The 25,028-nt window shown below is 59.9% G+C and carries 23 protein-coding genes, 1 tRNA gene and 1 riboswitch; of the genes, 10 read left to right on the top strand and 14 right to left on the bottom strand.

Annotated elements, in window-relative coordinates; all coding sequences use genetic code 11:
* Window positions 1-5 precede the first annotated feature (5 nt).
* The 3 genes from L904_RS25640 to L904_RS25630 form a co-directional block, all read right to left on the bottom strand.
* Window positions 6-368 (bottom strand): hypothetical protein, encoded by a 363-nt coding sequence (locus tag L904_RS25640; RefSeq protein WP_155272835.1) that lies wholly within the window; start codon window positions 366-368, stop codon window positions 6-8.
* Complete coding sequence (locus L904_RS25635; protein ID WP_245285009.1) at window positions 338-1,633, bottom strand: hypothetical protein; 1,296 nt, start codon at window positions 1,631-1,633, stop codon at window positions 338-340. The genes L904_RS25640 and L904_RS25635 overlap by 31 nt, the downstream gene beginning before the upstream one ends.
* Window positions 1,634-1,891: 258 nt before the next feature.
* Window positions 1,892-4,573 (bottom strand): mechanosensitive ion channel family protein, encoded by a 2,682-nt coding sequence (locus L904_RS25630; protein ID WP_059762705.1) that lies wholly within the window; start codon window positions 4,571-4,573, stop codon window positions 1,892-1,894.
* A 122-nt stretch (window positions 4,574-4,695) separates the two neighbouring features.
* Here L904_RS25630 and L904_RS25625 point away from each other — a divergent pair, with 122 nt between their 5' ends.
* On the top strand, window positions 4,696-4,950 hold the full coding sequence (locus L904_RS25625) for a GlsB/YeaQ/YmgE family stress response membrane protein (protein ID WP_003524764.1): 255 nt from the start codon (window positions 4,696-4,698) through the stop codon (window positions 4,948-4,950).
* Between the two features lie 155 nt (window positions 4,951-5,105).
* Window positions 5,106-5,181, top strand: a tRNA-Lys gene (locus L904_RS25620).
* Between the two features lie 174 nt (window positions 5,182-5,355).
* Here the strand turns inward: L904_RS25620 and L904_RS25615 are convergent.
* A complete protein-coding gene (locus L904_RS25615; protein WP_245267314.1) occupies window positions 5,356-5,799 on the bottom strand; it encodes an energy transducer TonB in 444 nt (147 codons plus the stop codon).
* A 498-nt stretch (window positions 5,800-6,297) separates the two neighbouring features.
* Here L904_RS25615 and L904_RS25610 point away from each other — a divergent pair, with 498 nt between their 5' ends.
* The 3 genes from L904_RS25610 (at window position 6,298) to L904_RS25600 (ending at window position 7,452) form a co-directional block, all read left to right on the top strand.
* Window positions 6,298-6,549, top strand: a complete 252-nt coding sequence (locus L904_RS25610; RefSeq protein ID WP_020810465.1) for a hypothetical protein — start codon at window positions 6,298-6,300, stop codon at window positions 6,547-6,549.
* 201 nt (window positions 6,550-6,750) lie between these two features.
* Window positions 6,751-6,981 (top strand): hypothetical protein, encoded by a 231-nt coding sequence (locus L904_RS25605; protein ID WP_020810466.1) that lies wholly within the window; start codon window positions 6,751-6,753, stop codon window positions 6,979-6,981.
* Between the two features lie 282 nt (window positions 6,982-7,263).
* Window positions 7,264-7,452: a hypothetical protein gene (locus tag L904_RS25600; RefSeq protein ID WP_003524758.1), complete on the top strand. Its 189-nt coding sequence runs from the start codon at window positions 7,264-7,266 to the stop codon at window positions 7,450-7,452.
* Between the two features lie 234 nt (window positions 7,453-7,686).
* On the opposite strand, the gene L904_RS25595 is transcribed toward L904_RS25600, so the two are convergent.
* Window positions 7,687-7,935, bottom strand: coding sequence for a hypothetical protein (locus tag L904_RS25595; protein ID WP_003524756.1), 249 nt, complete (start codon window positions 7,933-7,935; stop codon window positions 7,687-7,689).
* Between the two features lie 683 nt (window positions 7,936-8,618).
* On the opposite strand from L904_RS25595, the gene L904_RS25590 reads away from it, so the two are divergent.
* Window positions 8,619-9,056 carry a PACE efflux transporter gene (locus tag L904_RS25590; RefSeq protein ID WP_003520624.1) on the top strand — a complete coding sequence of 146 codons (438 nt, stop codon included), beginning with the start codon at window positions 8,619-8,621 and terminating at the stop codon, window positions 9,054-9,056.
* Between the two features lie 21 nt (window positions 9,057-9,077).
* Here the strand turns inward: L904_RS25590 and L904_RS25585 are convergent, their stop codons facing one another.
* The 5 genes from L904_RS25585 to L904_RS25565 form a co-directional block, all read right to left on the bottom strand.
* On the bottom strand, window positions 9,078-10,043 hold the full coding sequence (locus tag L904_RS25585; protein ID WP_020810468.1) for a dienelactone hydrolase family protein: 966 nt from the start codon (window positions 10,041-10,043) through the stop codon (window positions 9,078-9,080).
* 112 nt (window positions 10,044-10,155) lie between these two features.
* Window positions 10,156-10,761, bottom strand: coding sequence for an ABC-type transport auxiliary lipoprotein family protein (locus tag L904_RS25580; RefSeq protein WP_020810469.1), 606 nt, complete (start codon window positions 10,759-10,761; stop codon window positions 10,156-10,158).
* Window positions 10,762-10,776: 15 nt separating this feature from the next.
* Complete coding sequence (locus L904_RS25575) at window positions 10,777-12,147, bottom strand: MlaD family protein (protein ID WP_020810470.1); 1,371 nt, start codon at window positions 12,145-12,147, stop codon at window positions 10,777-10,779.
* A gap of 8 nt (window positions 12,148-12,155) precedes the next feature.
* Entirely contained in the window at window positions 12,156-12,992 is an 837-nt protein-coding gene (locus L904_RS25570; RefSeq protein ID WP_035223193.1) for an ABC transporter ATP-binding protein, read from the bottom strand.
* 10 nt (window positions 12,993-13,002) lie between these two features.
* Window positions 13,003-14,163: an ABC transporter permease gene (locus L904_RS25565; RefSeq protein ID WP_020810472.1), complete on the bottom strand. Its 1,161-nt coding sequence runs from the start codon at window positions 14,161-14,163 to the stop codon at window positions 13,003-13,005.
* Window positions 14,164-14,306: 143 nt separating this feature from the next.
* On the opposite strand from L904_RS25565, the gene dgcA reads away from it, so the two are divergent.
* Window positions 14,307-15,290, top strand: coding sequence for an N-acetyl-D-Glu racemase DgcA (dgcA, locus tag L904_RS25560; protein ID WP_035260342.1), 984 nt, complete (start codon window positions 14,307-14,309; stop codon window positions 15,288-15,290).
* Between the two features lie 535 nt (window positions 15,291-15,825).
* On the opposite strand, the gene L904_RS25555 is transcribed toward dgcA, so the two are convergent.
* Window positions 15,826-16,665, bottom strand: coding sequence for a UDP-2,3-diacylglucosamine diphosphatase (locus L904_RS25555; protein ID WP_004433026.1), 840 nt, complete (start codon window positions 16,663-16,665; stop codon window positions 15,826-15,828).
* A gap of 228 nt (window positions 16,666-16,893) precedes the next feature.
* Here L904_RS25555 and L904_RS25550 point away from each other — a divergent pair, with 228 nt between their 5' ends.
* Together L904_RS25550 and L904_RS25545 are read left to right on the top strand one after the other, a co-directional pair.
* The gene (locus L904_RS25550) at window positions 16,894-19,209 is read left to right on the top strand and encodes an NADP-dependent malic enzyme (protein ID WP_020809546.1); all 2,316 of its coding nucleotides are present in this window, start codon (window positions 16,894-16,896) and stop codon (window positions 19,207-19,209) included.
* Between the two features lie 136 nt (window positions 19,210-19,345).
* On the top strand, window positions 19,346-20,458 hold the full coding sequence (locus L904_RS25545) for a DUF2865 domain-containing protein (protein WP_031233649.1): 1,113 nt from the start codon (window positions 19,346-19,348) through the stop codon (window positions 20,456-20,458).
* A gap of 194 nt (window positions 20,459-20,652) precedes the next feature.
* Here the strand turns inward: L904_RS25545 and bluB are convergent, their stop codons facing one another.
* Together bluB and L904_RS25535 are read right to left on the bottom strand one after the other, a co-directional pair.
* On the bottom strand, window positions 20,653-21,369 hold the full coding sequence (gene bluB / locus L904_RS25540) for a 5,6-dimethylbenzimidazole synthase (RefSeq protein WP_020809547.1): 717 nt from the start codon (window positions 21,367-21,369) through the stop codon (window positions 20,653-20,655).
* Between the two features lie 76 nt (window positions 21,370-21,445).
* Window positions 21,446-21,628, bottom strand: a riboswitch (cobalamin riboswitch).
* Window positions 21,629-21,692: 64 nt separating this feature from the next.
* The gene (locus L904_RS25535; protein WP_020809548.1) at window positions 21,693-22,523 is read right to left on the bottom strand and encodes a TolB family protein; all 831 of its coding nucleotides are present in this window, start codon (window positions 22,521-22,523) and stop codon (window positions 21,693-21,695) included.
* 188 nt (window positions 22,524-22,711) lie between these two features.
* On the opposite strand from L904_RS25535, the gene L904_RS25530 reads away from it, so the two are divergent.
* Window positions 22,712-23,089 (top strand): glyoxalase superfamily protein, encoded by a 378-nt coding sequence (locus tag L904_RS25530; protein WP_020809550.1) that lies wholly within the window; start codon window positions 22,712-22,714, stop codon window positions 23,087-23,089.
* A gap of 253 nt (window positions 23,090-23,342) precedes the next feature.
* Here L904_RS25530 and L904_RS25525 read toward each other — a convergent pair whose 3' ends face one another.
* Window positions 23,343-25,022 carry an NAD+ synthase gene (locus L904_RS25525; protein WP_020809551.1) on the bottom strand — a complete coding sequence of 560 codons (1,680 nt, stop codon included), beginning with the start codon at window positions 25,020-25,022 and terminating at the stop codon, window positions 23,343-23,345.
* Window positions 25,023-25,028: the final 6 nt, after the last annotated feature.

Raw genomic sequence — 25,028 nt, 5'->3', positions numbered from 1 at the left:
CGGTATCAGGGAGACCGATTCTGAAGCTGCTTCTGCATCTCAAGCATCTTGGGCTGATCCAGTTTGAATTCTTCGAGCATGTTATTACCCGGAATAATTATCGTTTCCTTGAAAACGGGGGCTCCGGGCAGATTGTGAATGCCTCCTCCGCCTGCTGCCGGTGGTGGAGAGACCGGAGGCTTACCTGGAACACTGACGATTGGAGTTTCGCAAGGCGGAATCTCAAATTGGCAATCGGCGTTGATCGGGGAAACATCGCCACCAACAGGCTGCGAGAGGGCATTTTGAGTACTGGCGAGAAAGAAGCAGAACAGTCCGAACAAAATCGATGCGTTTTTCATTTCTGCACCTCCGTCGATGTCGCGCATGCCAGCGTCGTGCCTTTTACTTTCTTATCGGCGGCTGCCTTTGCCAGATCGTCCCTCCAAGCAGGCGTACTGCCACGCATACCCAGCGAAACGGAATTGAAGCCAATAACGAGGGGTCGGGCAAAACGACGTTCGGAGAACAGGCCAGAACTATTGGCGCTGCGGATGGCATTTTCAGCAGCGAGCTTTTCCTTCACGGCAGCGTCAGCCGGGGTTTCCTTGGGCCGGTCGGTTGCCGCCGAATTCACGGCATCCTGCAATTGCTTCATGTCCGGCTTGCTACCGGCCAGATCGGCCGCAATCAACCGGCCACGGCCGTTGGTGACCTTCACGCCACGCGTCAGGAATGCCTGGCGCACCACAAGCAGCCGGATGTCGTAGATGTAGCGCAGACCGCAATCTTTGGTTTCCGCACTCCTCAAAATGTCGCGGCCGAGAATATAGGAGAGCTTCTCGCGCAGATATTCATCGTTACAAAGGAGCTGCGTCTTCTCGCCGGCACAAAACTGAATCAATGCGTATTGAGCGTGAAAAGGATTGATGGCGTAGGTCTGGACGTTCTGAAGCTCGATTTCCTCGACATCAGCACGCGCGCCGCCGAAACCGATAGTGTTCCAGAGCCCGGCCATGCCTTCCCTGCGCTCGATCTTGATAACCGGGAAAAGCACATCCTTCACCTCAAGACCCGAGGTCGTGCCATTATTCTGGACTTCGCTGCGCGGCTGCGAAAGGGCAAGCTTTTCCTCACCCTGCTGCCAGGTATTGTCACCGAAATAAGGGGCTTCCGATTTCAGGGAAAGGTATTGTCGAAGATGCGGTATCTGCGTCACCTTGACGTAGCGGCCAATGAAGGATTCGCTCTGGAGATCGTCCGGCAGCGATTTGAATTTATGGCCTGAATCTACGACTTCGGCGATGATATCGCCGACATAAATGTCCTCCTGGGGCGGATAGACCGGCGTTATGCCCAGCCTTCGGATGGATTCGTTCCAGCGCTTCGGCAGGTAATCGTCGGTCACATCCGTCTCACCCATCAGGAAAAACAGACCCGCCGAGCCGATAACGACCCCCGCCGTCAGAAGGGACAGCCGGGCTGCATGGGGCTGCGTCCACGCCCAAAGCCCCTTCAGCTTCTCCCGAAGAGATGTTTTTGCAGGAACCGGGCCCGGAGGCTGGGCAGGCTGGGCAGGCTGGGCAGGCTGGGCAGGCTGGGCAGGCTGGGCAGGCTGGGCAGGCTGGGCATTCTCATCGACTGGATCCGGCATTTGAACCCCGACAGGAAAGAAATAAACTAAATAATAACCATAATGTATCAACTTACAGTTTACATAACAATACAGTCATTGCGGGTATTTCGATTATTTTTTCATGACGGCGGCCGGGCATATCCGACCTCCATCAAAGTAAAAAGCTGTCCCGGGAAGTACCCATCATTCACAGCAACGCAGCCGGGTGCGAGACATGGTCGCGCACCCACCTGAACCGATACCGGCGGCCCATTGATCGACATCGGCCGCAGCCGCTCAATTGTCCTTGCCGACCACCTTCGCCGCCGTCGGCTGTTCCGCAACGGCCTTGTCGCCCGTCTTATCACCTGCCTTGCCCGCATCCTTTTCCGGCACAGTGCCGGCAACGGGCGATGCCGCGCCCGTATGGGCCACCACCGCCTTGTCGCCCTCCTCCGAAAGCAGCGCCGCCAGCATCTGCGGGTTGGCGTCGCCTTCCACGTGGATGTTGAGGTTGCGCTGCGGGAACGGGATGTCGATCCCCTCCTCCCGGAAGCGCTGGAGGATTGCGATACGGAGCGCGTTTTTCACACCAAGACCGTTGGAGAGATCGGCAAGGTGGAAACGCAGTTCGAAATCCAGCGAAAAATCGCCGAAGCGCAGGAACTCCACATGCGGCTCGGGATTGCGCAGCACCGGCGGCTGGGCGCGCACGAGTTCCAGCAGAATATCCATCACCTTCTGCGGATCGGAATCGTAAGAGACGGAAACGGGAATTTCCGCACGCATGATGCGGTTGCGGTGAGTCCAGTTGCCGACCGAGGAATTGATGAATTCCGAATTCGGCACGATGATCGACTGGCCGCGGAAGGTTTCGATTTCGGTGGCGCGCACGGAAAGCCGCTTGACGGTGCCTTCCGTCGTGCCTGTCACCACCCAGTCCCCCACCTTGAAGGGGCGTTCGACCAGCAGGATGAGGCCGGAGACGAAGTTGGAGACGATGTTCTGCAGGCCGAAACCGATACCGACCGAAAGGGCCGACGCCACCAGCGCCAGGCTGGAGAGGTTGAGACCGGCCGAAGACACGCCGAAGATGGCCGCCACTGCGATACCGAGATAACCGATACCGGTCTTGACCGAGTTGCGCACCCCGGCATCCACCTGGCCGCGCGCCATGACGTTATTGTCCAGCCACTTCTGGAACCAGCGGGTGATGATGTAACCGATGGCGAAGACGAGGACGCCGCCGAAAAGGCCGATCAGCGAAATGGAGGCATTGCCGACGGTGATGCCGGTCAACAGGCGATAGGCCCAGCTTTCGATGTCGCCCGGCTGGAAGCCCCAGGAAAACAGGATGAGCGGCACGCCGAAGGCAAGCGCGACGGCATAGATGCCAAGCCCCGCGGCAAGACCGGCCTGATCGAGCGCCACCACGCCGAGACCGAAACGCCGCGCGAGATAACGGCCGGCAAGCGATTCCGCAAAGGCGCCCTGTCGCGAAATCGCCTTGCCCGAAAGAATGCCGATATACATCGTCGCCAGCACCGCGCCGGTGGCGACGATCTGCGTGGCAAGGAAGCGCGCAAGCCCGACATAACCCGTCAGGCAGGCGCCGATGAGAATGAGGCCGCCCACCCGCAGCAGGATGACGAGCCAGCGCGGCAGGCGCTGGTTGCCGGTCTCGTAATCCTGCCCCTCGCCGATCACCGGCCGCAGGAACGATACGGTGAGCAGGATAAGGCCGATGATGATCGAGGCGAGGAAACTTTTGGCAACCGTGACGATCAGCGGTGAATAAAGCGTCTCGCTGATCGTGCCGAGCAGGTAGTCGAGCCCGTTGACGAGCGCCATCAGCAGCACCGCCGAGGACAGCGTGTGCGCGCCCTTGTTGGACACCTTCAGAAGGCGCCATTCCGGCTGCGTCGGCGCAAAGATCGCATAGCTCAGCCGCGAGACGAAATAAACGAAACCGGTGATCGCCATCGCCCCGAACAGGATCGGCGCAATGTCTGACCGCAGCACGTTGAAATTATCGAGGAAGAAGGCGGAGGTGACGAGAAACAGGAACAGCGACAGCGACTGCACCATCGTCGACCAGAAGGCCACCGAAAGCCGTCTCAGATAGGAAGGCTCGCCCGTAAAGGCCCGCCGGTCCATGCGGCTGCCGAAAAAGCGGTAACCGCCCACGAGAAACAGCAGGGCGGCCATGATCGACAGCGTCACCGCCCCGAACATCGGCAGGCGCTTGTAATTCCAGACGAAACTCGCCCAACTGCTGAAAGCGTTGTTGAGGTTGGTCAATTCGGTCAGAAAGGCGGAGGAGGCATCGCCCAGCGTCTGCGCTGAAACTTCCGTGCGCTTGAACAGCGTGGCGGCGAAAAGCGCCCGGCGGACGGCAGTGATGTTATTGGAAATCTGCGCGGCATTGGTGGCCGTGCTCTCCACCTCCCCGGCAATCGCGTTCACCTCGGCCCGTTCCGCCGTCAGCCGGTTTCGCTCCTCCGTCACCATGCTCGCTTCCGGCGGCTGGTCGTCCGCAGGCGCCGCACCCAGCGCATCCAGCCGGGTCTTGATCTGGTCGAGACGGGTGCGCAGCTTGGTGTTGGCGGCAGCGGCATCGGCGGCGATGGTGTCGGCGCGGCCCTTCAGGTCCACAAGCTGCACATCGTCGCTGCCGCCCGCTTCCACCTGTTTGGCGATGGCCGCGACATCGGCCTTCCATTTCTCCAGCTCCGCCCTCGCCTGTTCGACGGTCGAGGCCTGGATCGCCACCGGGGCGGGCGATGTTGTTTCCCCCTGCGCCGCCGCCGGCATTGCCGACAAGAGACCGCCAGCCAGAAAAAGCACCATGGCCATTATCGCCGCCATGGCGCTCCTTTGCCGCCGATCCGGCGCCAGGCCGTCGAACATCCTTCTGCCGTCCATCAATCCGCCGATCATCAACCGCACATCCATGCCTTTCGTCTCTTTGCGCCGCATCAGGCTTTTTAGCGCCTGCCGCGCGGAAAACCACCCGCATAAAGCGAGGTTTTCAGGAGTTTGCCTTGCTTTTCACCACGAGAATCATCACCTTTGATGATGCAGCAACATGGGAGGAAATCATGGAATCTGCTGGCATTGGCTGGATCGCAGCCATCATCATCGGTGGTGTCGCCGGGTGGCTCGCCGAACAATTCATGAAAAGCAATATGGGTGTTTTCATGAACATCCTTCTCGGAATCGTCGGCGCGATCGTCGCCAACGCCATCCTTTCGGTATTTGGAATCGTTTTGACGGGTTGGCTCGGTTATCTCATCGCCGGCTTCATCGGCGCCTGCATCCTCATCCTTATCGGCCGGGCTTTCAGGCGCGGATGAATAAAAGGAAAAATCCGTAAAACCCCGGATTTCCAGACTTTTCCAGCGCGACTGAAATTTTTTCGTCACAAAAATCGAAGAAATTTCATTTCCGCGCTGGACAAGCCCAAACTTCCCCTTTATACGCCCCCTCACACCGCCACACGGTGCCGGTCGGGTGATTAGCTCAGTTGGTAGAGCAGCTGACTCTTAATCAGCGGGTCGTAGGTTCGAGCCCTACATCACCCACCAAATTCTTCCTTAAATGACAAGACGTTGCGATGCTAACTTAAAGCATCGCATAAGCGCGCCGGGCGCTCGCCAAGGCGTTCTTTTTCGATAATGTTTCGATAGTGGTTGCGCATAGAGCCGCCCTCGTCACCTGCAACGCGCGTCTGCGCCAACGGGTCGGGCCGGTGTCAACGCCTATAATTCCGTTTCCGGCGCCTTGATGTCTGCCCCGACAAAACGCGGCGCCAGCGGCCGCCCCGCGATACGGCTTCCAAATTGCTCGGTGAAAGGTACAGGTGCCGCCCGTTTGACCGCCTCGATGGCGGAATCGATGAAGGCCTTGCGCCTCGGGCTGTCTTCCTGTGGGCGCGCGGCGGTGACCACCACCTTGCCCCTTATCTGTCCGTCCTTGTGCAGAATGAACTGCAATGTCACGACAAGCCCCGCAGTGTCTTCCGGCGGCACCCAGCAGGCATAGATCGCATCGAACATTTCATCGATATTGCCGGCCGGCGTGGGATCGTTGCAGACCCGCGACTGGCCTGAGGCCTGCGTCGAAAAACCGGCGGACAACAGGACCAGCGCCGCGAGGCCTGACAGCCTGAACGCGCTGGCGAATGGAAACCAATACGGGATCAAATCAATACCCTCTACCGAAGCCAGATCCGCCTGCCTGGACAGACCGACAGTCACCGTTTCTTGAAATCAATTTCGTCAATAAGAATTAAGCGCAGCATTGCCGGGCTTCGCCCGCTCTTAAGTTTCACGATCGCAGCAAGCCTAAACATATCAATAAAAACCAAAAGTAAAACAACTTTAAATTAAAATAAATTACAGAATAAAGAAAATTATTACGATTTACATCAAAATCATCAAGCAAATCCGAATTTAGAAACATAAAATACAGAGATATACAAATAAACGACACCACAAACACGGAGATATATAATGCCGTCAGCTCTCCGCGTGAGGTGAACCGCCGGTCTGGACATATACACCCCACGCCCTGGCAATCACGACCCTCCCCGTAAGAGCGCAGGCTCAACTGCGGCAACCGGCTTTCCATGTGGCCGCCGAAAAGATGATTATTGGCGTTGCGGCACCGCCCGTTTCCCCAAAGCTGTCTCAATCGTCCTTATGATCGGGACCATGAGATTGCTCATCAACATATTGCTTTTCATTCTCGGCGCGGTCGGGAGCGGGATATGTGCGTTTTTATTATCGGCCGCACTTGCCGATTCCGGATTTCTCGGCTCCTGTTTTGAGGGAAATTGCGCTTATGCGGCGCTTTTCATGGTACTGCCCGTCACATGGTTCGTGCTTTTTGCGCTTTATGTGATGGCGCTGCTGATCTGGCGGCGAAAGCCTTTCCGGAACGGAAGGCTCTGAAAACGAAGATGGCGACGTCATCGCCGCCGCGCACGCGTTGACAGCGATCAAGACTTGCCGCTAACGTCCGCCTGCTGGGGGATTCGCTGCCAGTGATATGCGGGCCTCATGAGCATACCCGATATCACCGGCCTCTGAATGTGCATGTTCCGATTTGCGTCTCGCGTATGTGGACATGACGAAAAACAGGGAGACCAAAGGATGCGGGCCGCAATCAATTCCCCGTCGCTTTCGATCGACACCATGGACTATCAGGCCGAGTGCCAGTTCGCGCTGGAACCTTCCATTCACGGGCTGATCGAAAAAGCGGAACATGCCGGCTGGAACCGCCAGCAGGCCGCCCTTGCCATCGTCGCGCTCGCCAGCGAGCATCTCACCGATCTATTGTCCGCCGGCGGCGCTCCCGCGCCGGATCAACGCCCCCTCTCCTGATACCCTCCTCAAGCCGGCGGATCAGCGCCGGCGTCATCGAAACATCATCCCAAAAATCAACACAGCAGGTCCGGAGTGTCCCTGTCGACACTGCCGGAACAGGTTCGTGCTGTGAAAGGTCGACGTGTGGGCAAAGCCGATCCCTCGCGCACCCGACGCAGCCTGTTGCGCGCCCGTCCGTTCATTGTGCCGGGCGCCAAACCGCCTGCCGGCAACCCTGCCATAGTGTTGACACAAGCCACCAATAATGAGAACATAAAGTGAACATTATGGAGGTCAGCGATGAACACAGCAGACGCAGCCATAGAAAATGCCCTCTCCGTTGTCGCCCGCTCCCGCGATATGCGCGAACGCGCGCTCGAGCGGCGGCGCGAGCTGCAACGGCGAACGGAAGTCATCATCACCCGGCCGCTTTACGTGCTCAAAAAGAACGAAGGGCCAAAACAGCTATCGCTGAAACTCGATAGCTAGAACACGCCCGGTTTGAACGGAATCGGTGAAGTACTCTACCTCTTTGTTTTTACGCATTTTCCGGACGTAAAACCGCTTCGCACTTTTACTGGAAATGCTCTAGTCGCTGATGCAAAGAACCGGCAAGCGAGGCGCTGTGAAAGCGAAGGTTGCCCGCCTTCCTCCTGAAAGCAAAATCCCGTGCGGATCACCTCACGCACGGGATTTTTAGAATGAAGAGGTTGTTGTTCCTGTTTATTGCATGCGTTGCATTGCGGCTTCTGGTTCACCGGTCGTCGCAACCGTCGCAGGAAGGCGGTCGGTCTTTTTCAGGATGACGACTGGCTTTTCCACCGGATCTGTCGGCGGAACGATGCTTGCGGTTTTGAATTCACGGTCTACGGCAGGAACGGAAGCGTTGATCTGTTGATGACCTGCGCATTCCGCAAGCGCTGCACTGGCGGAAAAACCAAAGACAGCGGCGATAATGAGAACTGATTTCATGTCATTCTCCCTTCGCTCTGGTGGCGATCTCCAGTCTAGGTGGAGACGGGCCGGATTGAAAATCACACTTTAGAGACATCTAAAGCTCATCATCATTTCGGCAGTCGTCGTCATCGATGTGCGGGGGCAGGCAACAGGCAAATGCATTAGCCCTTATTTCTTCCGCACATCCAGCGGATTTCGGCAAAGCGGTCTGCGAAATATCATCGCCACATAACTTCCCTTAAGGGAAATGAGGCTTGGCGTGTAAGTCGAAACCTTCGCCGTGTTGGCGGCCTTATCGTTCTCCCCTCAGAGAAATTCTGCTGCATGGCACGCCTCCTTCCATAAGCAATAACGAAAATGCGCCGGTCTTGTTCCGTGCTCACGCGAAACAACGGTCAAGCGAGAAGACAAGGTGCTGCCGCGTGTTTCTTCTCCCCGCCGGGGAGAAGGTGGCCCGAAGGGTCGGATGAGGGGGCAAGCGCAGAGATATGCGGAGAACGTGCCCCCTCATCCCGCTGCCGCGGACTTCTCCCCGGCGGGGAGAAGAAACAAGTGGCGCCCTCCCCGTGACATCGACTGTCCTCAACGCCCGCGCTTGAAAAATTCGCCCAAAATCTCTATATGCCTCAGCGCGAGGACGACCTCGGCCACATCGGCGACAGCATGCGGGACGGCCCGGTCACATACCGGAGAATGAAATGCGTTCCCTGCAAGATCGTATCCGCCACGCCCTCAGCTTCGAAATCATCGGCCTCCTGCTCATCATTCCGCTCGGTGCGCTGCTGTTTGGCATGCCGATGGAAGATATCGGCATTGTCGGCATCGTCAGCGCCACGCTGGCGACGGTCTGGAACTATGTCTACAATCTCGGTTTCGACCACGTCATGCAGCGGCTGAAAGGCACGACGCTGAAGACGCCCGCCCTTCGGGTCGCCCATGCCGTGCTGTTCGAACTCGGTCTGCTGATCGTGCTGATGCCCTTCATCGCCTGGTATCTGAATATCAGCCTTGCCCACGCGCTGGTGATGGATATCTCGTTTGCGCTGTTTTACGTGGTCTATGCTTTCGTCTTCAACTGGAGCTACGACCGGGTTTTCCCCCTGCCGGAATGGAAGTCGCAGCAGGACGCCGCCTGACCGGCGCGGAAAGGAAAAACGTCAGCGCAGCGACGCCTTGAAGAAGCTGACCACCTCGGCGTTGAAGCTGCGGTGAAACCCCGCCCGGTCGAAACCCGCCGCATCGCTGCAAATCTGGGGCACGGCCTTTTCCATCTCGGCGGGGCAAGGGGCGATAAAGGAAAAGTGCCCCGCCCCTTTTACCATCCGATAATCCGGCTTCACCGGCAGATCGTCGCGCAGCCTTGCAACATCCTGCGGCGCGACACCATCACCGCCGCGTTCCGAACTCCAGAGCTGGACGGGGATCGTGATATTCTTCAGGTCGCCAGCGCCGGGAAAGGCATTCAACGGGTCGGCGGCAACCACGGCCTTTATCCGCGCATCCTGACCGCCATGCTGCGGCAATGTCGTCTTCTGCCGCATCTGCGTGCAAATCGGCGCCTGCGGGTCGGGACAGGGCAGCCCGGCATTGGCAAAATCAGGCGTGCCGCCGGCAAGTACCAGCGCGGTATAACCGCCGCGCGAAAATCCGAAGACGCCGATCCGTCCGGCATCGATGGAACCGGCTTCGCTAAAACCTTCAAGCAGATGATCGAGCAACCGGGCAATATCCGCCGGACGGCCCGTCAGCGCGGAAAGCTCTCCGGCCTTCTTCATTTCAAGCGCATTGTCTCCGGGGTGATTGATCGCCGCAACAATGAAGCCGGCATCCGCCAGCGCCGCCGCCGTGTCCCGATGGCTGAAATAGGTGCCGCCAAAGCCATGGGAGATGACGATGAGCGGATATTTCCCTTCAGGAACAGGGCAATCGCGCACGGCCGGCAAAAGGAAGGGACCGATCCTGACCTCTTCCGGCGCGGCCGCGCAGGGCGACCAAACCGCAGCCTTCATGGCAGCTTTGCCATTCGCGGCTGGAATGTCGATCAGCCGGAGACCGGCCGCCATGGCGGCGCCCGTTCCAGACAGGGCGGAAAAGATAAGGCAAAGCAGCAGCAGAAATCGCATCACCAACTCACGGATCGGGCTCACGGATCGGGACCATTATGCATAGGCCGATCGGTGACCGGCGCTACGCGAACATAAAGCGGTTTCCTGTGACGGCAATAACGCCGAACGCTTAAAGCGATTTCAGCGTCCAGGCCACGATGTCGCGCGTGGCGGCGGCAAAGGCCTGATCCAGCGCCTTCACGAAATTCGCGTTGCCGGAACCGCTGACGCGGGCGCTGGCGCGGAACACGTCCTGCGCCTTCACCGTGCCGTTGCGGTCATTCAGCAGTTTCACCGACATCTCGATATTGGCGATATTCTTCACCGTATCGATTTCGAAGGCGCGAATATCGGTCACGACCTGATAGTCGATTGCCAGCCCCTGCCCCGGCCGGCCGACGCCGCCGAGCTTGCCGGTATCCTCGAAGGCTTCCACCAGCTTGGATTGCACCATGCGCGGCAGGCGGTCGCTCCATTGCGAGTTGCCGAGATATTGCACCTCCGAGCCGGAAAGGCGCACCACGATGTTTTCGCTGTCGAGCGCCTTCAGGGCGGTCGGATCGGCGATCAGCAATTGCCGGCTTTTCAGCGAAGGTCCTTGCGCCACCGCCGCCGAAGAGACGGAGAGATCGAAAGTATCGTTCTTCGGCGCACCCGCGCAGCCCGCCATCAAGGTGGCAAACAGCGGAGCCAGAATGAGGGCGCGGCGCTGACGGCCGTTCATCAATCGTGTCATTGGCCCATACCCCTCTTAGCGCCTTGTTCTGCCATCATATTGTTTCACGGTTTCGCCGCCGAAAATCAACCGCTGCGGATCGCGGTCGATATTGGTGATGGCATTGTTGAGATTGTCGACCGTGACCCGCGTGCTGCCGATCAGCGCCTGGAAATCCTTCAGGCCCGAGCTGGAGAAACGGGTCAGATTGTCGGCAATCGGCCCGATACGGGCATTGAGATTGTCGGCCACCGCCTTGAAGGAGGTCAGCGTTTCACGCGCCTTGGCAAACAGCGAATTGGCGTCATCGGTGCCGAGCATGCCGTCCACCTTGGCGAGAATACCGTCGACGCGGCTGGAGGCAAGGTTCAGCTTGCGGCCCATTTCTGTGAAGTCGGAAACCGCCTGGTCTATATCGGCGCGACGGGCGCCGACATCGTCGGCGATGCGTTTGAAGTTCGCCACGGCATCGCGCGCATCGGCGGTCGCAGAGGAAACGTCATCAACCACGGTGCCCACCTTGGCGGGATCGACGGAGGCGAGAAGCTCATCCGCGCGCTTCACCACGGTCTGCACTTCCGTGCTCGCCGCTTCGAAATTGCGCGCCGTGCTCTGCACCGTCTCCATGATGCCCTGAATGTCGCTGGAAGCGGAAGCGACATCCTTCGTCACCTTGTCGACATTCGACAGGATGGAATCGATCTTGCCAGCATCCACCGCCTTCACCAGATCCTCGATGGCGGTCAGCGTGCCGTCGAGACGGACCGAGACCGACTGCACCGTGGTGGAAAGCGAGCTGAGGCTGGCGATGAAATTCTTGATGCCGTCGGAATTGGCCGCCAGCGCATCGGAGAATTTCTCGGCATTGCGCACCGTCTGCGTCAGCGGGCCACGCGCATCCTGCACGAAACCCTGCAATTCACCGATGGCGCCATCGGCGCGTTTCAGGATTTTATCGGCCGTGGCGAGCAGGTTAGTGACGCTGGAAAGATCGGCCGTCAGTTCGGCCGGAACCCCGCTTTCGACAGCCTTCTGCAGAATGCGCTCGCCATCCTTGTTGCCACCGGAAAGCTCGATATAGGCAGCACCCGTCAGGCCCTGAATTTCAAGCACGGCGCGGGTGGACGGGAAAACCGGGGCATCGGCCTGCACTTCGGTAAAGGCGATGGAATAGGCCGGATCATCGCGGTCAATGGCAAGGCCGCGCACGGTGCCGACCGGAATACCGTTGAAACGCACGGGAGAACCGACGGAAAGACCGTTCGCGGAGCCGGGAATACGCACGACGAGCTGGGCCGTCGGGCCGCCACGACCGAATTCCGCCATCCAGTAAACGAAGCCGAATGCGGCGGCGATCACGATCAGCGTGAAAATTCCGACTATGGTGTAGTTCGCCTTGGTTTCCATGCTTCTTGTTACTCCACCGGATTTTCGTGTCTGCCGTCCGGAAGAACGACAGAGCGCGCCCGTTTGCCGCGGAAATAGGACTGCACCCATGGGTCGTCGCAGGCGAACATGTCCTGCAATGTCCCTTCCACCAGCACTTTCTTCTGGCCCAGCACCGCAATGCGGTCACAGACGGAGAAGAGGCTGTCGAGGTCGTGCGTCACCATATAAACGGTCAGGCCGAGCGAATCGCGCAAGCGCGCAATCAGCATATCAAATTCCGCCGCCCCGATGGGATCGAGGCCGGACGTCGGCTCATCGAGGAAGACGAGGTCGGGATCGAGCGACAGCGCGCGGGCAAGCGCTGCGCGCTTGATCATGCCGCCGGAAAGCTCGGAAGGATACTTGTCGCCCGCATCGGGCTTCAGCCCCACCATCTCGATTTTCAGATAGGCAAGCTCGTCCATCAACTTCTTCGGCAGGTCGAGATATTCGCGCATCGGCAGCTGGATGTTTTCCTTCACCGTCAGGCCGGAAAACAGCGCCCCCTGCTGGAACAGCACGCCAAGCCGCTGGTCGAGCATCATGCGGTCGTCTTCGCTCGCCTTGTCGTAATCGGTGCCGAGAATGCGGATCGCGCCTGCCTGCCGCGGCAGGAGCCGCAAGATCGCGCGCATCAACACGGATTTGCCGGCACCGGAGGGGCCGATGAAACCGAGGATTTCACCGCGATAGACATCGAGATCGAGATTTTCGAGTACGTTGCGGCCGTTAAAACCGACGGTCACGCCCTCGACGGAAAGCACCACCTCGCGGCCGTCTTTACCGGTTCTGGTCTCCTGCGGTTTCTGATCCAGTTTCTCCAACGCGCCCTCCCTAAAAATCGATGGCTGCGTAGAAGATGGCGAAAAGGCCATCCACCAGAATGACGACGAAGATCGACTTCACCACCGAGGAGGTGACGTGCTGGCCGAGCGATTCGGCCGAGCCGCCCACCTTCATGCCCTCTACTGCCGCGACGATGCCGATGATGAGCGCCATGAACGGCGCCTTGATCATGCCGGCGGCAATGGTCGATTCCTCGACAGCGCCATGCAGGCGCGACAGGAACACCTCAAACGTGATGCCGGAATAAAGCAGCGCCACGATGGCCGCACCGAAAAGTGCTGCGAAATTGGCGAGAATGGTCAAAAGCGGCAGCGCGATGGTGAGCGCCACCAGCCGCGGAAACACCAAAACACCCACGGGGTTGAGGCCGATCACCTTCAGCGCGTCGATTTCCTCGCGCATCTTCATGGAGCCGATTTCCGCCGTGATCGCACTGCCGGAACGGCCGGCGATCATGATCGCGGTCAGAAGCACACCAATTTCGCGCAATTGCAGAATGCCGACGAGATCGACAACGAAGACTTCCGCACCGAAATAACGGAGCTGGAACGCGCCCTGCTGCGCGATGATCGCACCGATCAGGAACGACATCAGCATGATGATCGGCACGGCGCGCACGCCCATATGGTCGATCTGGTTGACGATCGCCGCCGGCGAGACGCCGCGCCCGCGCCCGAGCTTCATCTGCGCGCCGCGCACGGCCGAGCCGAGAATATACATGCCCGCCAGGAAATCCGCGCCGTTCTGGATGACGGCCTTGCCGATGGGCGCAAAAATACGTTCGGCGAGCCCCGCCTTCGCAGCGGCTTCGCCCTCCATCTCCACCTTTTCGGGCAATTGGCCGATGACCTCTTCGATACGGTCATTGCCCGTCACGGTGACGGTGGCGCCATTTGCCTCGAGGTCCTTGCGCAGGCGCTGGATGATCCATGCGCCGGTCGTATCGATGGCCTCGACGGAAGAAAGATCGATCTCCACCGGGCCGGCGGATTTGCTCTTTTCGATCTTTTCAAGACTGGGGAAAACACCGGCGAGATTGCTGTTGCGCCAGGAACCGCTCATGACAAAACGCAAGCCGCCGCCGGAGACGTTATCGTCTTCGGTGATTGCGGCCGGGTTCGCCTGTTGCCGTGTGTCCTGTTCTTGCATAATGCTCCGAGCGAGTGCAGCCGTCACGAGATTCTTAAAGGTTTCATAACGTTTTGGCCTCCGGCAAGCCACAGTGACGGCCGACAATTCGTGATAAATTTGGCGTCATGTGTCTTTTGCCGCCCAATCGGAAGTGAAAAAACATGCCCCGTTACCTTCAAGCCACAACAGAACGTTTTCCCGTCGCCGGCAGCTTCACCATTTCACGCGGCACCCGCACGCATGCGGATGTCGTAACGTGCACCATCCGCGATGGTTCCTTTACCGGCATTGGCGAATGTGTGCCCTATCCGCGTTATGGCGAAAGCATCGAAGGCGTCATCGCCGATATCGAGGCGATGGCGCAGCAGATCGCCGGCGGCGTGACACGGCAGGAACTGCAGCAGGCGATGCAACCCGGCGCCGCCCGCAATGCGGTCGATTGCGCGCTGTGGGACCTCGAAGCCAAGATCAGCGGCAAAACCGTTGCCGAGCGCATCCTCGGACAGGCGGCAAAGCCGCTCGTCACAGCCTACACCATCTCACTTGCCGATCCCGAGACCATGGCCGCAAAGACGGCGGAAAACGCAGGCCGCCCGCTGCTGAAAATCAAGACCGGCACGGCGGACGACGAAGCGCGTCTAAGGGCCGTGCGCGCCGCCGCACCTGAAGCGCGCATCATCATCGACGCCAATGAGGGCTGGAACGATTATAATATCGAATATTATCTGAGACTTGCGGCAGAGCTGAAGATATCGCTGATCGAGCAGCCGCTACCCGCCGGCAAGGATGACATCCTCGCCCGCATCGACCATCCGGTGCTGATCTGCGCCGATGAAAGCGTGCATTCCACCCGCGACCTCGCCGCCCTGCGCGACCGTTACGATGCGATCAACATCAAGCTCGACAAGACCGGTGGCCTGACCGAAGCGCTCATCATGAAGGCCGAGGCCGAAAGGCTCGGCTTCACCATCATGGTCGGCTGCATGCTCGGCACCTCGCTCGGCATGGCGCCGGCCGTGCTGGCGGCGCAGGGTACAGCCTTTGCCGATCTCGACGGACCGCTGTTGTTGGCGCAGGATCGTGAGCCGGGACTGGTTTATGAGGGTTCGCTGGTTTATCCGGCGCGGCCGGAACTGTGGGGGTAAGTCGCTGGTATTGGAAGCAGTGAGACAAAGTGATCCACAACGTCGCCCCTTGTTTCTTCTCCCCGCCGGGGAGAAGGTGGCCCGAAGGGTCGGATGAGGGGGAGAGGTCAACGATGGGCCGAGAGCTTGCCCCCTCATCCCGCTGCCGCGACCTTCTCCCCGGCGGGGAGAAGGCGAAAAAACGCACCCGCTCGCCTTAAATGACGGAAGGGCTCGTCTATGAGGAAGGCGTGGTTATCCGGCCCCGCCGGAATTGCAGAAGTCTCGCTCAGGCACCGCGCGCCAAGGCGGTATCTTCCGCATGCCTTACTCAAAGAGTCACAGGGAAGATTTTAGAACCTCTCCTCCGTCATGCCGGACCTGATCCGGCATCCAGCCACGGCGCGTCTGCGCGGTGAGAAGAGTCTTACGCGATCAAAGACTTGATCGCGCTGGATCCCGGCTCAAGGCCGGGATGACGGTGTGCGGATATTGCCACTCATCGAATGCGGCATTCCATACGAGCCTATCGTCAGCGCCCGTCAAACGCCCCAATTCAGGCCGCGTGCTTCCCGATCAGCCCCGGAATATCCACCGGCTCCATCTCGTCCGATGCCTGCTCGGCGGTAACGTCGCTCGTCTGCATCCAGGTGATCAGCTCGAAGCTGCCATCGGCGTTTTCGGCAATCGCCGTGCAGCTTTCCACCCAGTCGCCGGTGTTGATGTAGCGGATGCCGTCCATGTCTTCCATCACCGCATGGTGAATGTGGCCACAGATGACGCCGTCGACATTGTTGCGGCGCGCCTCTTCGGCCACCACGCGCTGGAATTCGCCGATGAAGTTGACGGCGTGCTTGACCTGAAGCTTGGCCCAGGCCGAAAACGACCAGTAAGGCAGGCCGATGCGGCGGCGCACGGCGGCGATGGCGATGTTGAGCGCAATCGCCGCATCATAGGCCCAGTCGCCGAGATAGGCGAGCAGGCGGGCGTTGCGCACCACCACGTCGAACTCGTCGCCATGGATGATGAGATACTTCTTGCCGTCGGCCGCCTCATGGATCATGCGTTCGGCCACTTCGATGCCGCCGAAATGCATGCCGGGAAATTCCCGCAGGAATTCATCGTGATTGCCGGGAATATAGACGATGCGCGTTCCCTTGCGGGCCTTGCGCAGAAGCTTCTGCACCACGTCGTTGCAGCCCTGCGGCCAGTACCAGCTGCGGCGCAGACGCCAGCCGTCGACGATGTCGCCGACGAGAATGATCGTCTCGGCCTCGTGATGTTTCAGGAAGTCGAGCAGATAGTCCGTCTTGGCCGCCTTGGAGCCAAGATGAACATCCGAAATGAAAAGCGTTCTGAACTGTCTGGTTTCGATTTGACCGGCCACGGATTTCATCCCCCTGTTCGGTTGCGTCCCTGCGGCTTTCTTACCTCTCAGAACCAGACTCGTGTTTCAGCAACATGACAGACGTCGGTTTTTATAGGGAATATGACGAAAGCCTTCACGAAAACGCGAATAAGCCATGGCCGCATTTGCATAAGGTGCGGTCAAATAACGGCTGTACCACGGGGAAGTTTGTTGTATTCAGGGGTCCGGAATTGAACCAGACATGACGGTGGAAGAATGACCTCTCACGATAAGAACAACACGCCCGCCAACACGGCAAAGGCCGACATCGAGGAACAGGCGCTCTTTTTCCACCGCTATCCGCGCCCCGGCAAGCTGGAAATCCAGGCCACCAAACCGCTCGGCAACCAGCGCGATCTGGCGCTGGCCTATTCGCCGGGTGTTGCCGCCCCCTGCCTCGCCATCCATGAAAATCCGGAAACGGCGGCGGAATATACCGCCCGCGCAAACCTTGTCGCCGTCATTTCCAACGGCACGGCGGTGCTCGGCCTCGGCAATATCGGCCCGCTCGCTTCCAAGCCGGTGATGGAAGGCAAGGCCGTTCTCTTCAAGAAATTCGCCGGCATTGACGTCTTCGATATCGAAATCGATGCGCCCGGCATCAACGACATGGTCTCCACCATCGCAGCGCTGGAGCCCACCTTCGGCGGCATCAACCTTGAGGACATCAAGGCGCCGGAATGTTTCGAGGTGGAACGTCAGCTGCGCGAAAAGATGAATATCCCGGTCTTCCACGATGACCAGCACGGCACCGCGATCATCGTCGCCGCCGCCGTCACCAATGCGTTGGAACTCGCCGGAAAATCGCTCTCGAGCGTCAAGATCGTCGCCTCGGGTGCAGGTGCGGCGGCGCTTGCCTGCCTCAACCTCCTCGTCGCCATGGGCGCGAAGAAAGAAAACATCTGGGTCCACGACATCGAAGGCCTCGTTTATGACGGCCGCAACACGCTGATGGACGAGTGGAAGGAAGTTTACGCCCAGAAGACCGACAAGCGCGTCCTGGCCGAAACCATCGACGGCGCCGACGTCTTCCTCGGCCTTTCCGCCGCCGGCGTGCTGAAGCCGGAACTCTTGGAGCGCATGGCGGAAAACCCGCTGATCCTGGCGCTTGCCAACCCCAATCCGGAAATCATGCCGGAGGCGGCGCGTGCGGCCCGTCCGGATGCGATGATCTGCACCGGCCGCTCGGATTTCCCGAACCAGGTCAACAACGTTCTCTGCTTCCCCTATATCTTCCGCGGCGCGCTCGATTGCGGCGCGACCACGATCAACGAGGAAATGAAGATGGCCGCCGTGCAGGCCATCGCCGAACTCGCGCGGGAGGAAGTCTCCGAAGTGGCCGCAAAGGCCTATAGCGGCGAAACGCCGGTCTTCGGCCCGAACTACCTCATCCCCTCGCCTTTCGATCCGCGCCTCATCCTGCGCATTGCGCCGGCGGTTGCCCGCGCTGCCGCCGCAAGCGGCGTCGCCGCCCGGCCGATCACCGATTTCGAAGCCTATCTCGATCAGCTCAACCGTTTCGTCTGGCGCTCGGGCTTCATCATGAAGCCGGTCTTCAATGCCGCGAAAGCCGCCGAAAAGAAGCGCATCATCTTTGCCGAAGGCGAAGACGAGCGCGTGCTGCGCGCCGCCCAGGTGCTGCTGGAAGAAGGCACCGGCATCCCGATCCTCATCGGCCGTCCGCAGATTATCGAAACGCGCCTGAAGCGCTTCGGCCTGCGCATCCGCCCGCATACGGATTTCGCCGTGGTCAACCCGGAAGACGATCCGCGCTACCGCGACTATGTCGATGACTATTTCGCCCTTGTCGGCCGCGTCGGCATCAACCCGGAAGCAGCCCGCACCATCGTACGCACCAACACGACCGTCATCGGCGCGCTGTCGGTGAAGCGCGGCGAAGCGGATGCGCTGATCTGCGGCCTCGAAGGCCGTTACGACCGCCATCTGCGCGACGTGAACCAGATCATCGGCAAGCAGGAAGGCGTGCGTTCCTTCGCCGGCCTCAGCCTGCTCATCACCCAGCAGGGCGCGCTGTTCCTGACCGACACTTTCGTGAATTACGACCCGACCTCCGAGGAAGTGGCGGAAATGGCCATTCTCGCGGCCAAGGAAATCCGCCGCTTCGGCATCACGCCGAAGATCGCCCTCGCCAGCCATTCCAATTTCGGTTCGCGCGATTCCGAAAGCGCCCGCAAGATGCGCCGCGCCCTGAAGATCGTGCAGGAAGCCGCACCGGAACTGGAAGTGGATGGCGAAATGCAGGGCGGTTCGGCCCTTTCGGAAGCGCTGCGCAAGCGCGCCATGCCGAACAGTGTGCTGACCGGCGAAGCAAACCTGCTGGTCTTCCCGAACCTCGATGCCGCCAACATCACGCTCGGTGTCACCCGCACCTTGACGGAAGGCCTGCATGTCGGCCCGATCCTGCTCGGCACGGCCCTGCCCGCCCATATCCTGTCGCCCAGCGTCACCTCGCGCGGCGTCGTCAACATGGCGGCCTTTGCCGTCGTGCAGGCCTCGCATCCTTCGGTGTGATAGAGGCCCTATTAACGCAATTTTGAACAGGCTGTTGCCGCCTTGCGGCAACAGCTTATGTTATCTTCCCGAAACACGGATTTCGTGAAGTATAACGCCCCTGCCACCGGCCGGGGACATCGAACGGATCGAACAATTGACCCGCCGCAGCCGCATCATCGGCCTCCTGCTTCCCCTTGTTTTCGTCGCCCCGGCCGCCGCTTTCGCGGATCAGGTCTGCGATATGCTTTATGCGCAATTGCGCGAGCCGCCCCGCGTCATCGGCAATACGGCCGAGGTGCGGCGTTACGCCAATGCGCTCGCCCGCCAGAATATCGTCATCCGCAAGATCAGGAACGACTTGCGCGGCTATGGCTGCTCATCCGGCAGCGTCATCGTCTACGGCAATCCCAATGCCGGTATCTGCGCCGAAATCGGCGATGCGCTGGCGGAAGCAGAAAGCGAGCGCGACGCCATCATCCGTGACCGCGACGACGCCATGGCGGCAGCGCGTAGCGACGACGGCGACATCAGGCGTCAGCGCATTCTTGCCGCCCTCGATGCCAATGGCTGCAACACCCTGCCGCAAACGGAAACGCAATTGCCGCCGCCTCCGGATGTAACGCGTTATCCCGACGCTTTTCGGCAGAATGGCCCGCAGAACGGCGACGAGCCGGGACAGGCGGGGCTTTCGCCCTACCCCAACGCCGCCGAGGGCGGGCTTCGCACACTCTGCGTGCGCACCTGCGACGGCTCGTTTTTCCCCATCGCTTCCAATGCCTCGCCGCTCGATTTCCGCGCCCAGGCGGAGCAGTGCGAGAAAATGTGTCCGGGCACCGAGACGGAGCTTTATTTCCACTCCATGACGGATCAGGAAACCGCCGATATGGTTTCGGCGGAAACAGGCAAACCCTACAGAGAGCTGCCAACCGCCTTCGCTTACAGGAACGCCACAGCAAAAGCGCCGGGCTGCGCCTGCAACATGGCCGCCTATCACAATGAAATGCAAAAGCAGGAAGAGGCCGCCCGGCCGCAGCCCGAAAAACCCTATTCCGGCATCACCACCATTCCATCACCGCAAGGTGACAAGGCTGAAAAACCCACCGAACAGCAACAGGCTGCCAAGCCGCCGGAACAGCCCGTTCCCGAACGCGACTATGACCCGAACGATAGCCGCGTCCGCGTCATAGGCCCGAAATTCCTGCCCGACCAGACGGGCCGGATCGACCTGAAGAACCCGGCATTGAAGGGTATACAGCCGCAGCAGTGACATACATCGCGGAGCGAGCGCGCTCCCCTTGCTTCTTCTCCCCGAGGGGGAGAAGTCCGCGGCAGCGGGATGAGGGGGCGGCGTCAGCGATATTCGGAGAGCTTGCCCCCTCATCCGACCCTTCGGGCCACCTTCTCTCCGGCGGGGAGAAGAAACACGCGGCAACGTCCCGCTTTGTTCACAGGCCTCCGCTTCTACACCCCGCCCCAGCGGTTACGGAACACCAGTTCCTCCAGCGGCACGCGCTGTCGCCAGCCCTTCACCGCCAGTTCCGGCTCGTTATAGAGCGCATCGACACGGCCGAGGCAAAGCCAGGCGACGATTTCGATATGGTCGGGAATATCGAGAATGGTGCGAATGTCGCTATCGTGGAAAATGCTGACCCAGCCGACGCCGATGCCTTCGGCGCGCGCCGCGAGCCAGAGATTCTGGATGGCGCAGACGGTGGAATAGACATCCGTGCGCGGATTGTGGGTGCGGCCCAGCACCACCTTGCCGCCGCGCGTCGGATCGCAGGTGACGCAGATGCTGAGCGGCGCCTTGCGGATGCCTTCAAGCTTGAGACTGCGATAAAGCGCCTGCTGCTCGCCCGTAAACATTGCCGCCGCCTCCTCATTGGCGCGGCTGAAGGCCACGAAGGCCGCCTGACGGATCGCGCCATCGGTGACGAGGGTGAAATTCCACGGCTGCATGAAACCGACCGAGGGCGCGGAATGGGCCGCCTTCAAAAGACGCTCCACCAGATCGTCCGGCAGCGGGTCCGGCAGGAACTGGTCGCGCACGTCGCGACGGGTCTCGATGGCTCGGTAAATCGCCTCGCGTTCCTCACAGGAAAACGGGCGGGCGGGCGAGAGCGCATGATCGAACGAACTGGCGCCGGGCTGATTGCTTACGGACGAATCGGCTGGCATCGTTTATCCCCAACAATGCGAAGGCCGGGCGCAAATGCGCACCCCGCCTCGACAACAACCTGCCGCCGTCCGCGCGGTTCGGTCTATCCCGTCAGGCCGGTCTTCTGACTTGGCTTCATCCGCCCTTTTCGCCTTCCCGAATTGCTTCAGTGGCTTAAAAAAAGAACGTCCGCCTCACAGCGCTGGGCACGTTCCGGTCTTTCACCGGATTCCCGATTCTCCCGCCGCAACGGCAGGCACCTGACAGGCAAGCTATGCGCAAAAAAGTTTGCGAATGCAAGCATCCTGCCGGTGGTGCGGCAATGTGGCCTGCCTCACCCCCATCATTCCACCGGGAAATACCTCACATAAGCGAACTCATCCCCATCCGGTGACCAGTTGGGCGAATTCATCGTGCCCTGCCCGCCGAAAAGTTCGAACAGCGTCTCGGCATTGCCGCCATCCATGTCCATCAGCCGCACCCGCACATCGAGATCGCGCGGATGATCGAAGACATCGCCGTCATAGGAAACGAACACCACCTTGTCACCTTTCGGGGACGGATGCGGAAACCAGTCGCCATAGGAACTGTCGGTGATGCGCTCGACGGCGGAGCCATCCACCCGCACACGCCAGATCTGCATTCGCCCGGTGCGGCTGGAATTGAAATAGATCCACTCACCGTCAGGCGAATAATCCGGCCCGTCATTGCGGCCTTCACCATGGGTCAGCCGCATCTCGACGCCGCTTGTTATATCCATCGAATAGATATCGAAGACCTGATCGCGAATGCCGCAATAGGCAAAGCCCTTCCCATCTGGCGACCAGCCATGCCAGTAAGAAGGAAGATCTTTCGTCATCAGCCGTGGCGCGCCGCCCGTCGAAGGCATGAGATAGATGGCGCTCTTGCCGAATTCCACCTTGTCGGAAATGGCGTAAAGCGAACCATCCGGCGAAATACCGTGATCGTTGTTGCAGAGCGTGGCAAAGCCAGTGTCGACCTTCTCCGGCGACGCATCACCGGCAAGGGACAGGCGGTAAAGCAGCCCTTCGCTGTTCAGCAGCAGATATTTTCCATCCGGCGACCAGTTCGGCGCTTCGAATAGATCGGGCGTCTGCCACACCACCCGCATCTGCCGGGTGCGGATGTTGAAGATTTCGATGGAGCTGCGCATTCTGCCTCCCGGGCGTGTCCGTGTCTCGTTCAAAGCGCCCGGTGCAGACATTCCGTTTGCATCCGCCATCGCCTCGATTATGATCCTAGGGCGGCAGGCACCGTCCTGCAAATTCAAACCGGAAAAAACGCCAGCGCTCCGGCACCGTCCGTGACCCTTGCCGTTTCTCCCAGATCCGAGGTTCCGCGATGAATACCATCGCCGATCACGGCATCCGCTTCGGCCGGATCGCCGCAATGCTTCCTGTCAAAAACATCGAAAAAGCCCATGATTTTTATGTCGGTGTTCTAGGCTTTGAAAAGACCTTCGAAAACGGCACCCCCGTCGGCTTCATGATCCTCAAACAGGGCAACGCCGAACTGCATCTGACATTGCAGCCCACCCACAAGGCAGCACCCTTCAATGTGGCGCATATGATGGTGAGCGATGTGGACGCGCTGCACGCGCTCTGCAAGAGCCAGGGCTTGCGCATCATCAAGGGCCTGCAGGATAAGGATTACGGCCTGCGCGCCTTTGTGTTTGAAGACCCGGATGGCAACCGCATCGATGTGGGGCAGGTTATTTGAGATGAGCGAACGGCGCGGGGCTTTCTCCGCGCCGCTTGCTTAAACACGAAGGCTTGTTGTGGAACGAGCGCACCCCCCTTGTTTCTTCTCCCCGCCGGGGAGAAGTCTGCGGCAGCGGGATAAAGGGGCAAGGGTCGAGATATTCGGCAACGTTGCCCCCTCATCCGACCCTTCGGGCCACCTTCTCCCCGGCGGGGAGAAGAAACGAGCGGCAACGCCGAGCAAAGCATCCGCTACCCGCGCCTTCCTTCAATCATCGATCCCGGAACCGGTTGGTGATCGGATAACGCCTGTCACGCCCAAAGTTCTTCTTGGTGATCTTCACACCCGGCGCCGATTGCCGGCGCTTGTATTCGGCGAGATAGAGCAGATGCTCCACCCGGTGCACCGTCGCCACATCATGGCCGCGCGCGAGAATCTCCTCGACCGACATTTCCTTCTCGACGAGGCATTCCAGAATATCGTCCAGCACCGGATAGGGCGGCAGCGAATCCTGGTCGGTCTGGTTGGGGCGCAATTCGGCCGAGGGCGCCTTGGAAATGATATTGGCCGGGATCACCTCGCCGGAAGGACCGAGCGCGCCCGGCGGCACATGGGCGTTGCGCCAGCTGGAAATGGCGTAGACCTGCATCTTGTAGAGGTCCTTGATGGGGTTGAAACCGCCATTCATGTCGCCATAAAGCGTGGCGTAACCCACCGACATTTCCGACTTGTTGCCCGTCGTCACCACCATGGAGCCGAACTTGTTCGAGACGGCCATCAAAATGGTGCCGCGCGTACGGCTCTGCAGGTTTTCCTCGGTAATGCCCTCTTCCGTGCCCTCGAAGAGATCGGAAAGCGCCGAGAGGAAACCCTCCACCGGCTCTGAAATCGGCACGATATCGTAACGGCAGCCCAGCGCCTTGGCGCAATCGGCCGCGTCCTTCAGCGATTCTTCCGAGGTATAACGGTAAGGCAGCATGATGCAGCGCACCCGCTCCTCGCCAAGTGCGTCGACGGCAAGGGCGGCACAGATCGCCGAATCGATACCGCCGGAAAGGCCGAGAACCACGCTCTTGAAGCCGTTCTTGTTGACGTAATCGCGAAAGCCCAGCATGCAGGCGCGGTAATCCGCCTCCTCGCCTTCGGGAATCTTCGAAAAAGGCCCGCTGTCGCAATGCCAGCCGTCTGCCGTGCGTTTCCAGTCGGTGACGGCAAGTGTGGCCTCGAACTGGCTCATCTGGAAGGCAAGCGTCTTGTCGGCATTAAAGCCGAAGCTTGCGCCATCGAACACCAGTTCATCCTGCCCGCCCAGCTGGTTGGCGAAGACGAGCGGCAGGCCGCTTTCGATAACCTGCCTGAGCGCCACCTGATGGCGCACATCCAGCTTGCCGCGATAATAGGGCGAACCATTCGGCACCAGCAGGATTTCCGCCCCGCTTTCGGCGAGCGTTTCGCAGACACCCATATCGTTCCAGATTTCCTCGCAGATCGGAATGCCGATCCGCACACCCCGGAAATTATAGGGACCGGAAATCGACCCTTCGGCGAAAACCCGCTTCTCGTCGAACTCGCCGTAATTCGGAAGATCTATCTTGTCGCGCAGCGCGATGATCTTGCCGCCATCCAGAAGCGCTACGGAATTGTGCCTGCCCGTCTCGCCCTGTCGCGGAAAACCGATAACGACGCCCGGCCCGCCATCGGCAGTTTCCGCCGCCAGCTCTTCCACGGCTTTCAGGCATGCTTTCAGGAAAGCCGGCTTCAGCACCAGATCTTCCGGCGGATAGCCGGATATGAACAGCTCGGTCAGAAGCAGAAGATCGGCACCCTGCGTCGCCGCATCGGCCCTTGCCTCTCGCGCCCTGGCGAGATTGCCCGCCACGTCGCCAACGGTGGGATTGAACTGCCCGACGGCAATCCGGAGATGGTTCTGGATATCGTGTCTGTCGCTCATGGCTTT

The sequence above is a fragment of the Agrobacterium sp. LY4 genome (assembly GCF_001526585.1).
Taxonomy (GTDB): Bacteria; Pseudomonadota; Alphaproteobacteria; order Rhizobiales; family Rhizobiaceae; genus Agrobacterium; species Agrobacterium leguminum.
The sequence above is the reverse complement of the archived record's forward strand: the minus strand, read 5'-3'. Positions and strand labels throughout refer to the sequence as shown.

Bases quoted from the DNA above. Each gene is read 5' to 3' on its own strand.
- L904_RS25640 (WP_155272835.1), bottom strand. From the start codon at position 368: ATGCGCGACATCGACGGAGGTGCAGAAATGAAAAACGCATCGATTTTG.
- L904_RS25635 (WP_245285009.1), bottom strand. From the start codon at position 1,633: ATGCCGGATCCAGTCGATGAGAATGCCCAGCCTGCCCAGCCTGCCCAG.
- L904_RS25630 (WP_059762705.1), bottom strand. From the start codon at position 4,573: ATGCGGCGCAAAGAGACGAAAGGCATGGATGTGCGGTTGATGATCGGC.
- L904_RS25625 (WP_003524764.1), top strand. From the start codon at position 4,696: ATGGAATCTGCTGGCATTGGCTGGATCGCAGCCATCATCATCGGTGGT.
- L904_RS25610 (WP_020810465.1), top strand. From the start codon at position 6,298: ATGATCGGGACCATGAGATTGCTCATCAACATATTGCTTTTCATTCTC.
- L904_RS25605 (WP_020810466.1), top strand. From the start codon at position 6,751: ATGCGGGCCGCAATCAATTCCCCGTCGCTTTCGATCGACACCATGGAC.
- L904_RS25600 (WP_003524758.1), top strand. From the start codon at position 7,264: ATGAACACAGCAGACGCAGCCATAGAAAATGCCCTCTCCGTTGTCGCC.
- L904_RS25595 (WP_003524756.1), bottom strand. From the start codon at position 7,935: ATGAAATCAGTTCTCATTATCGCCGCTGTCTTTGGTTTTTCCGCCAGT.
- L904_RS25590 (WP_003520624.1), top strand. From the start codon at position 8,619: ATGCGTTCCCTGCAAGATCGTATCCGCCACGCCCTCAGCTTCGAAATC.
- L904_RS25585 (WP_020810468.1), bottom strand. From the start codon at position 10,043: ATGCGATTTCTGCTGCTGCTTTGCCTTATCTTTTCCGCCCTGTCTGGA.
- L904_RS25580 (WP_020810469.1), bottom strand. From the start codon at position 10,761: ATGACACGATTGATGAACGGCCGTCAGCGCCGCGCCCTCATTCTGGCT.
- L904_RS25575 (WP_020810470.1), bottom strand. From the start codon at position 12,147: ATGGAAACCAAGGCGAACTACACCATAGTCGGAATTTTCACGCTGATC.
- L904_RS25565 (WP_020810472.1), bottom strand. From the start codon at position 14,163: ATGCAAGAACAGGACACACGGCAACAGGCGAACCCGGCCGCAATCACC.
- dgcA (WP_035260342.1), top strand. From the start codon at position 14,307: ATGCCCCGTTACCTTCAAGCCACAACAGAACGTTTTCCCGTCGCCGGC.
- L904_RS25555 (WP_004433026.1), bottom strand. From the start codon at position 16,665: ATGAAATCCGTGGCCGGTCAAATCGAAACCAGACAGTTCAGAACGCTT.
- L904_RS25550 (WP_020809546.1), top strand. From the start codon at position 16,894: ATGACCTCTCACGATAAGAACAACACGCCCGCCAACACGGCAAAGGCC.
- bluB (WP_020809547.1), bottom strand. From the start codon at position 21,369: ATGCCAGCCGATTCGTCCGTAAGCAATCAGCCCGGCGCCAGTTCGTTC.
- L904_RS25535 (WP_020809548.1), bottom strand. From the start codon at position 22,523: ATGCGCAGCTCCATCGAAATCTTCAACATCCGCACCCGGCAGATGCGG.
- L904_RS25530 (WP_020809550.1), top strand. From the start codon at position 22,712: ATGAATACCATCGCCGATCACGGCATCCGCTTCGGCCGGATCGCCGCA.
- L904_RS25525 (WP_020809551.1), bottom strand. From the start codon at position 25,022: ATGAGCGACAGACACGATATCCAGAACCATCTCCGGATTGCCGTCGGG.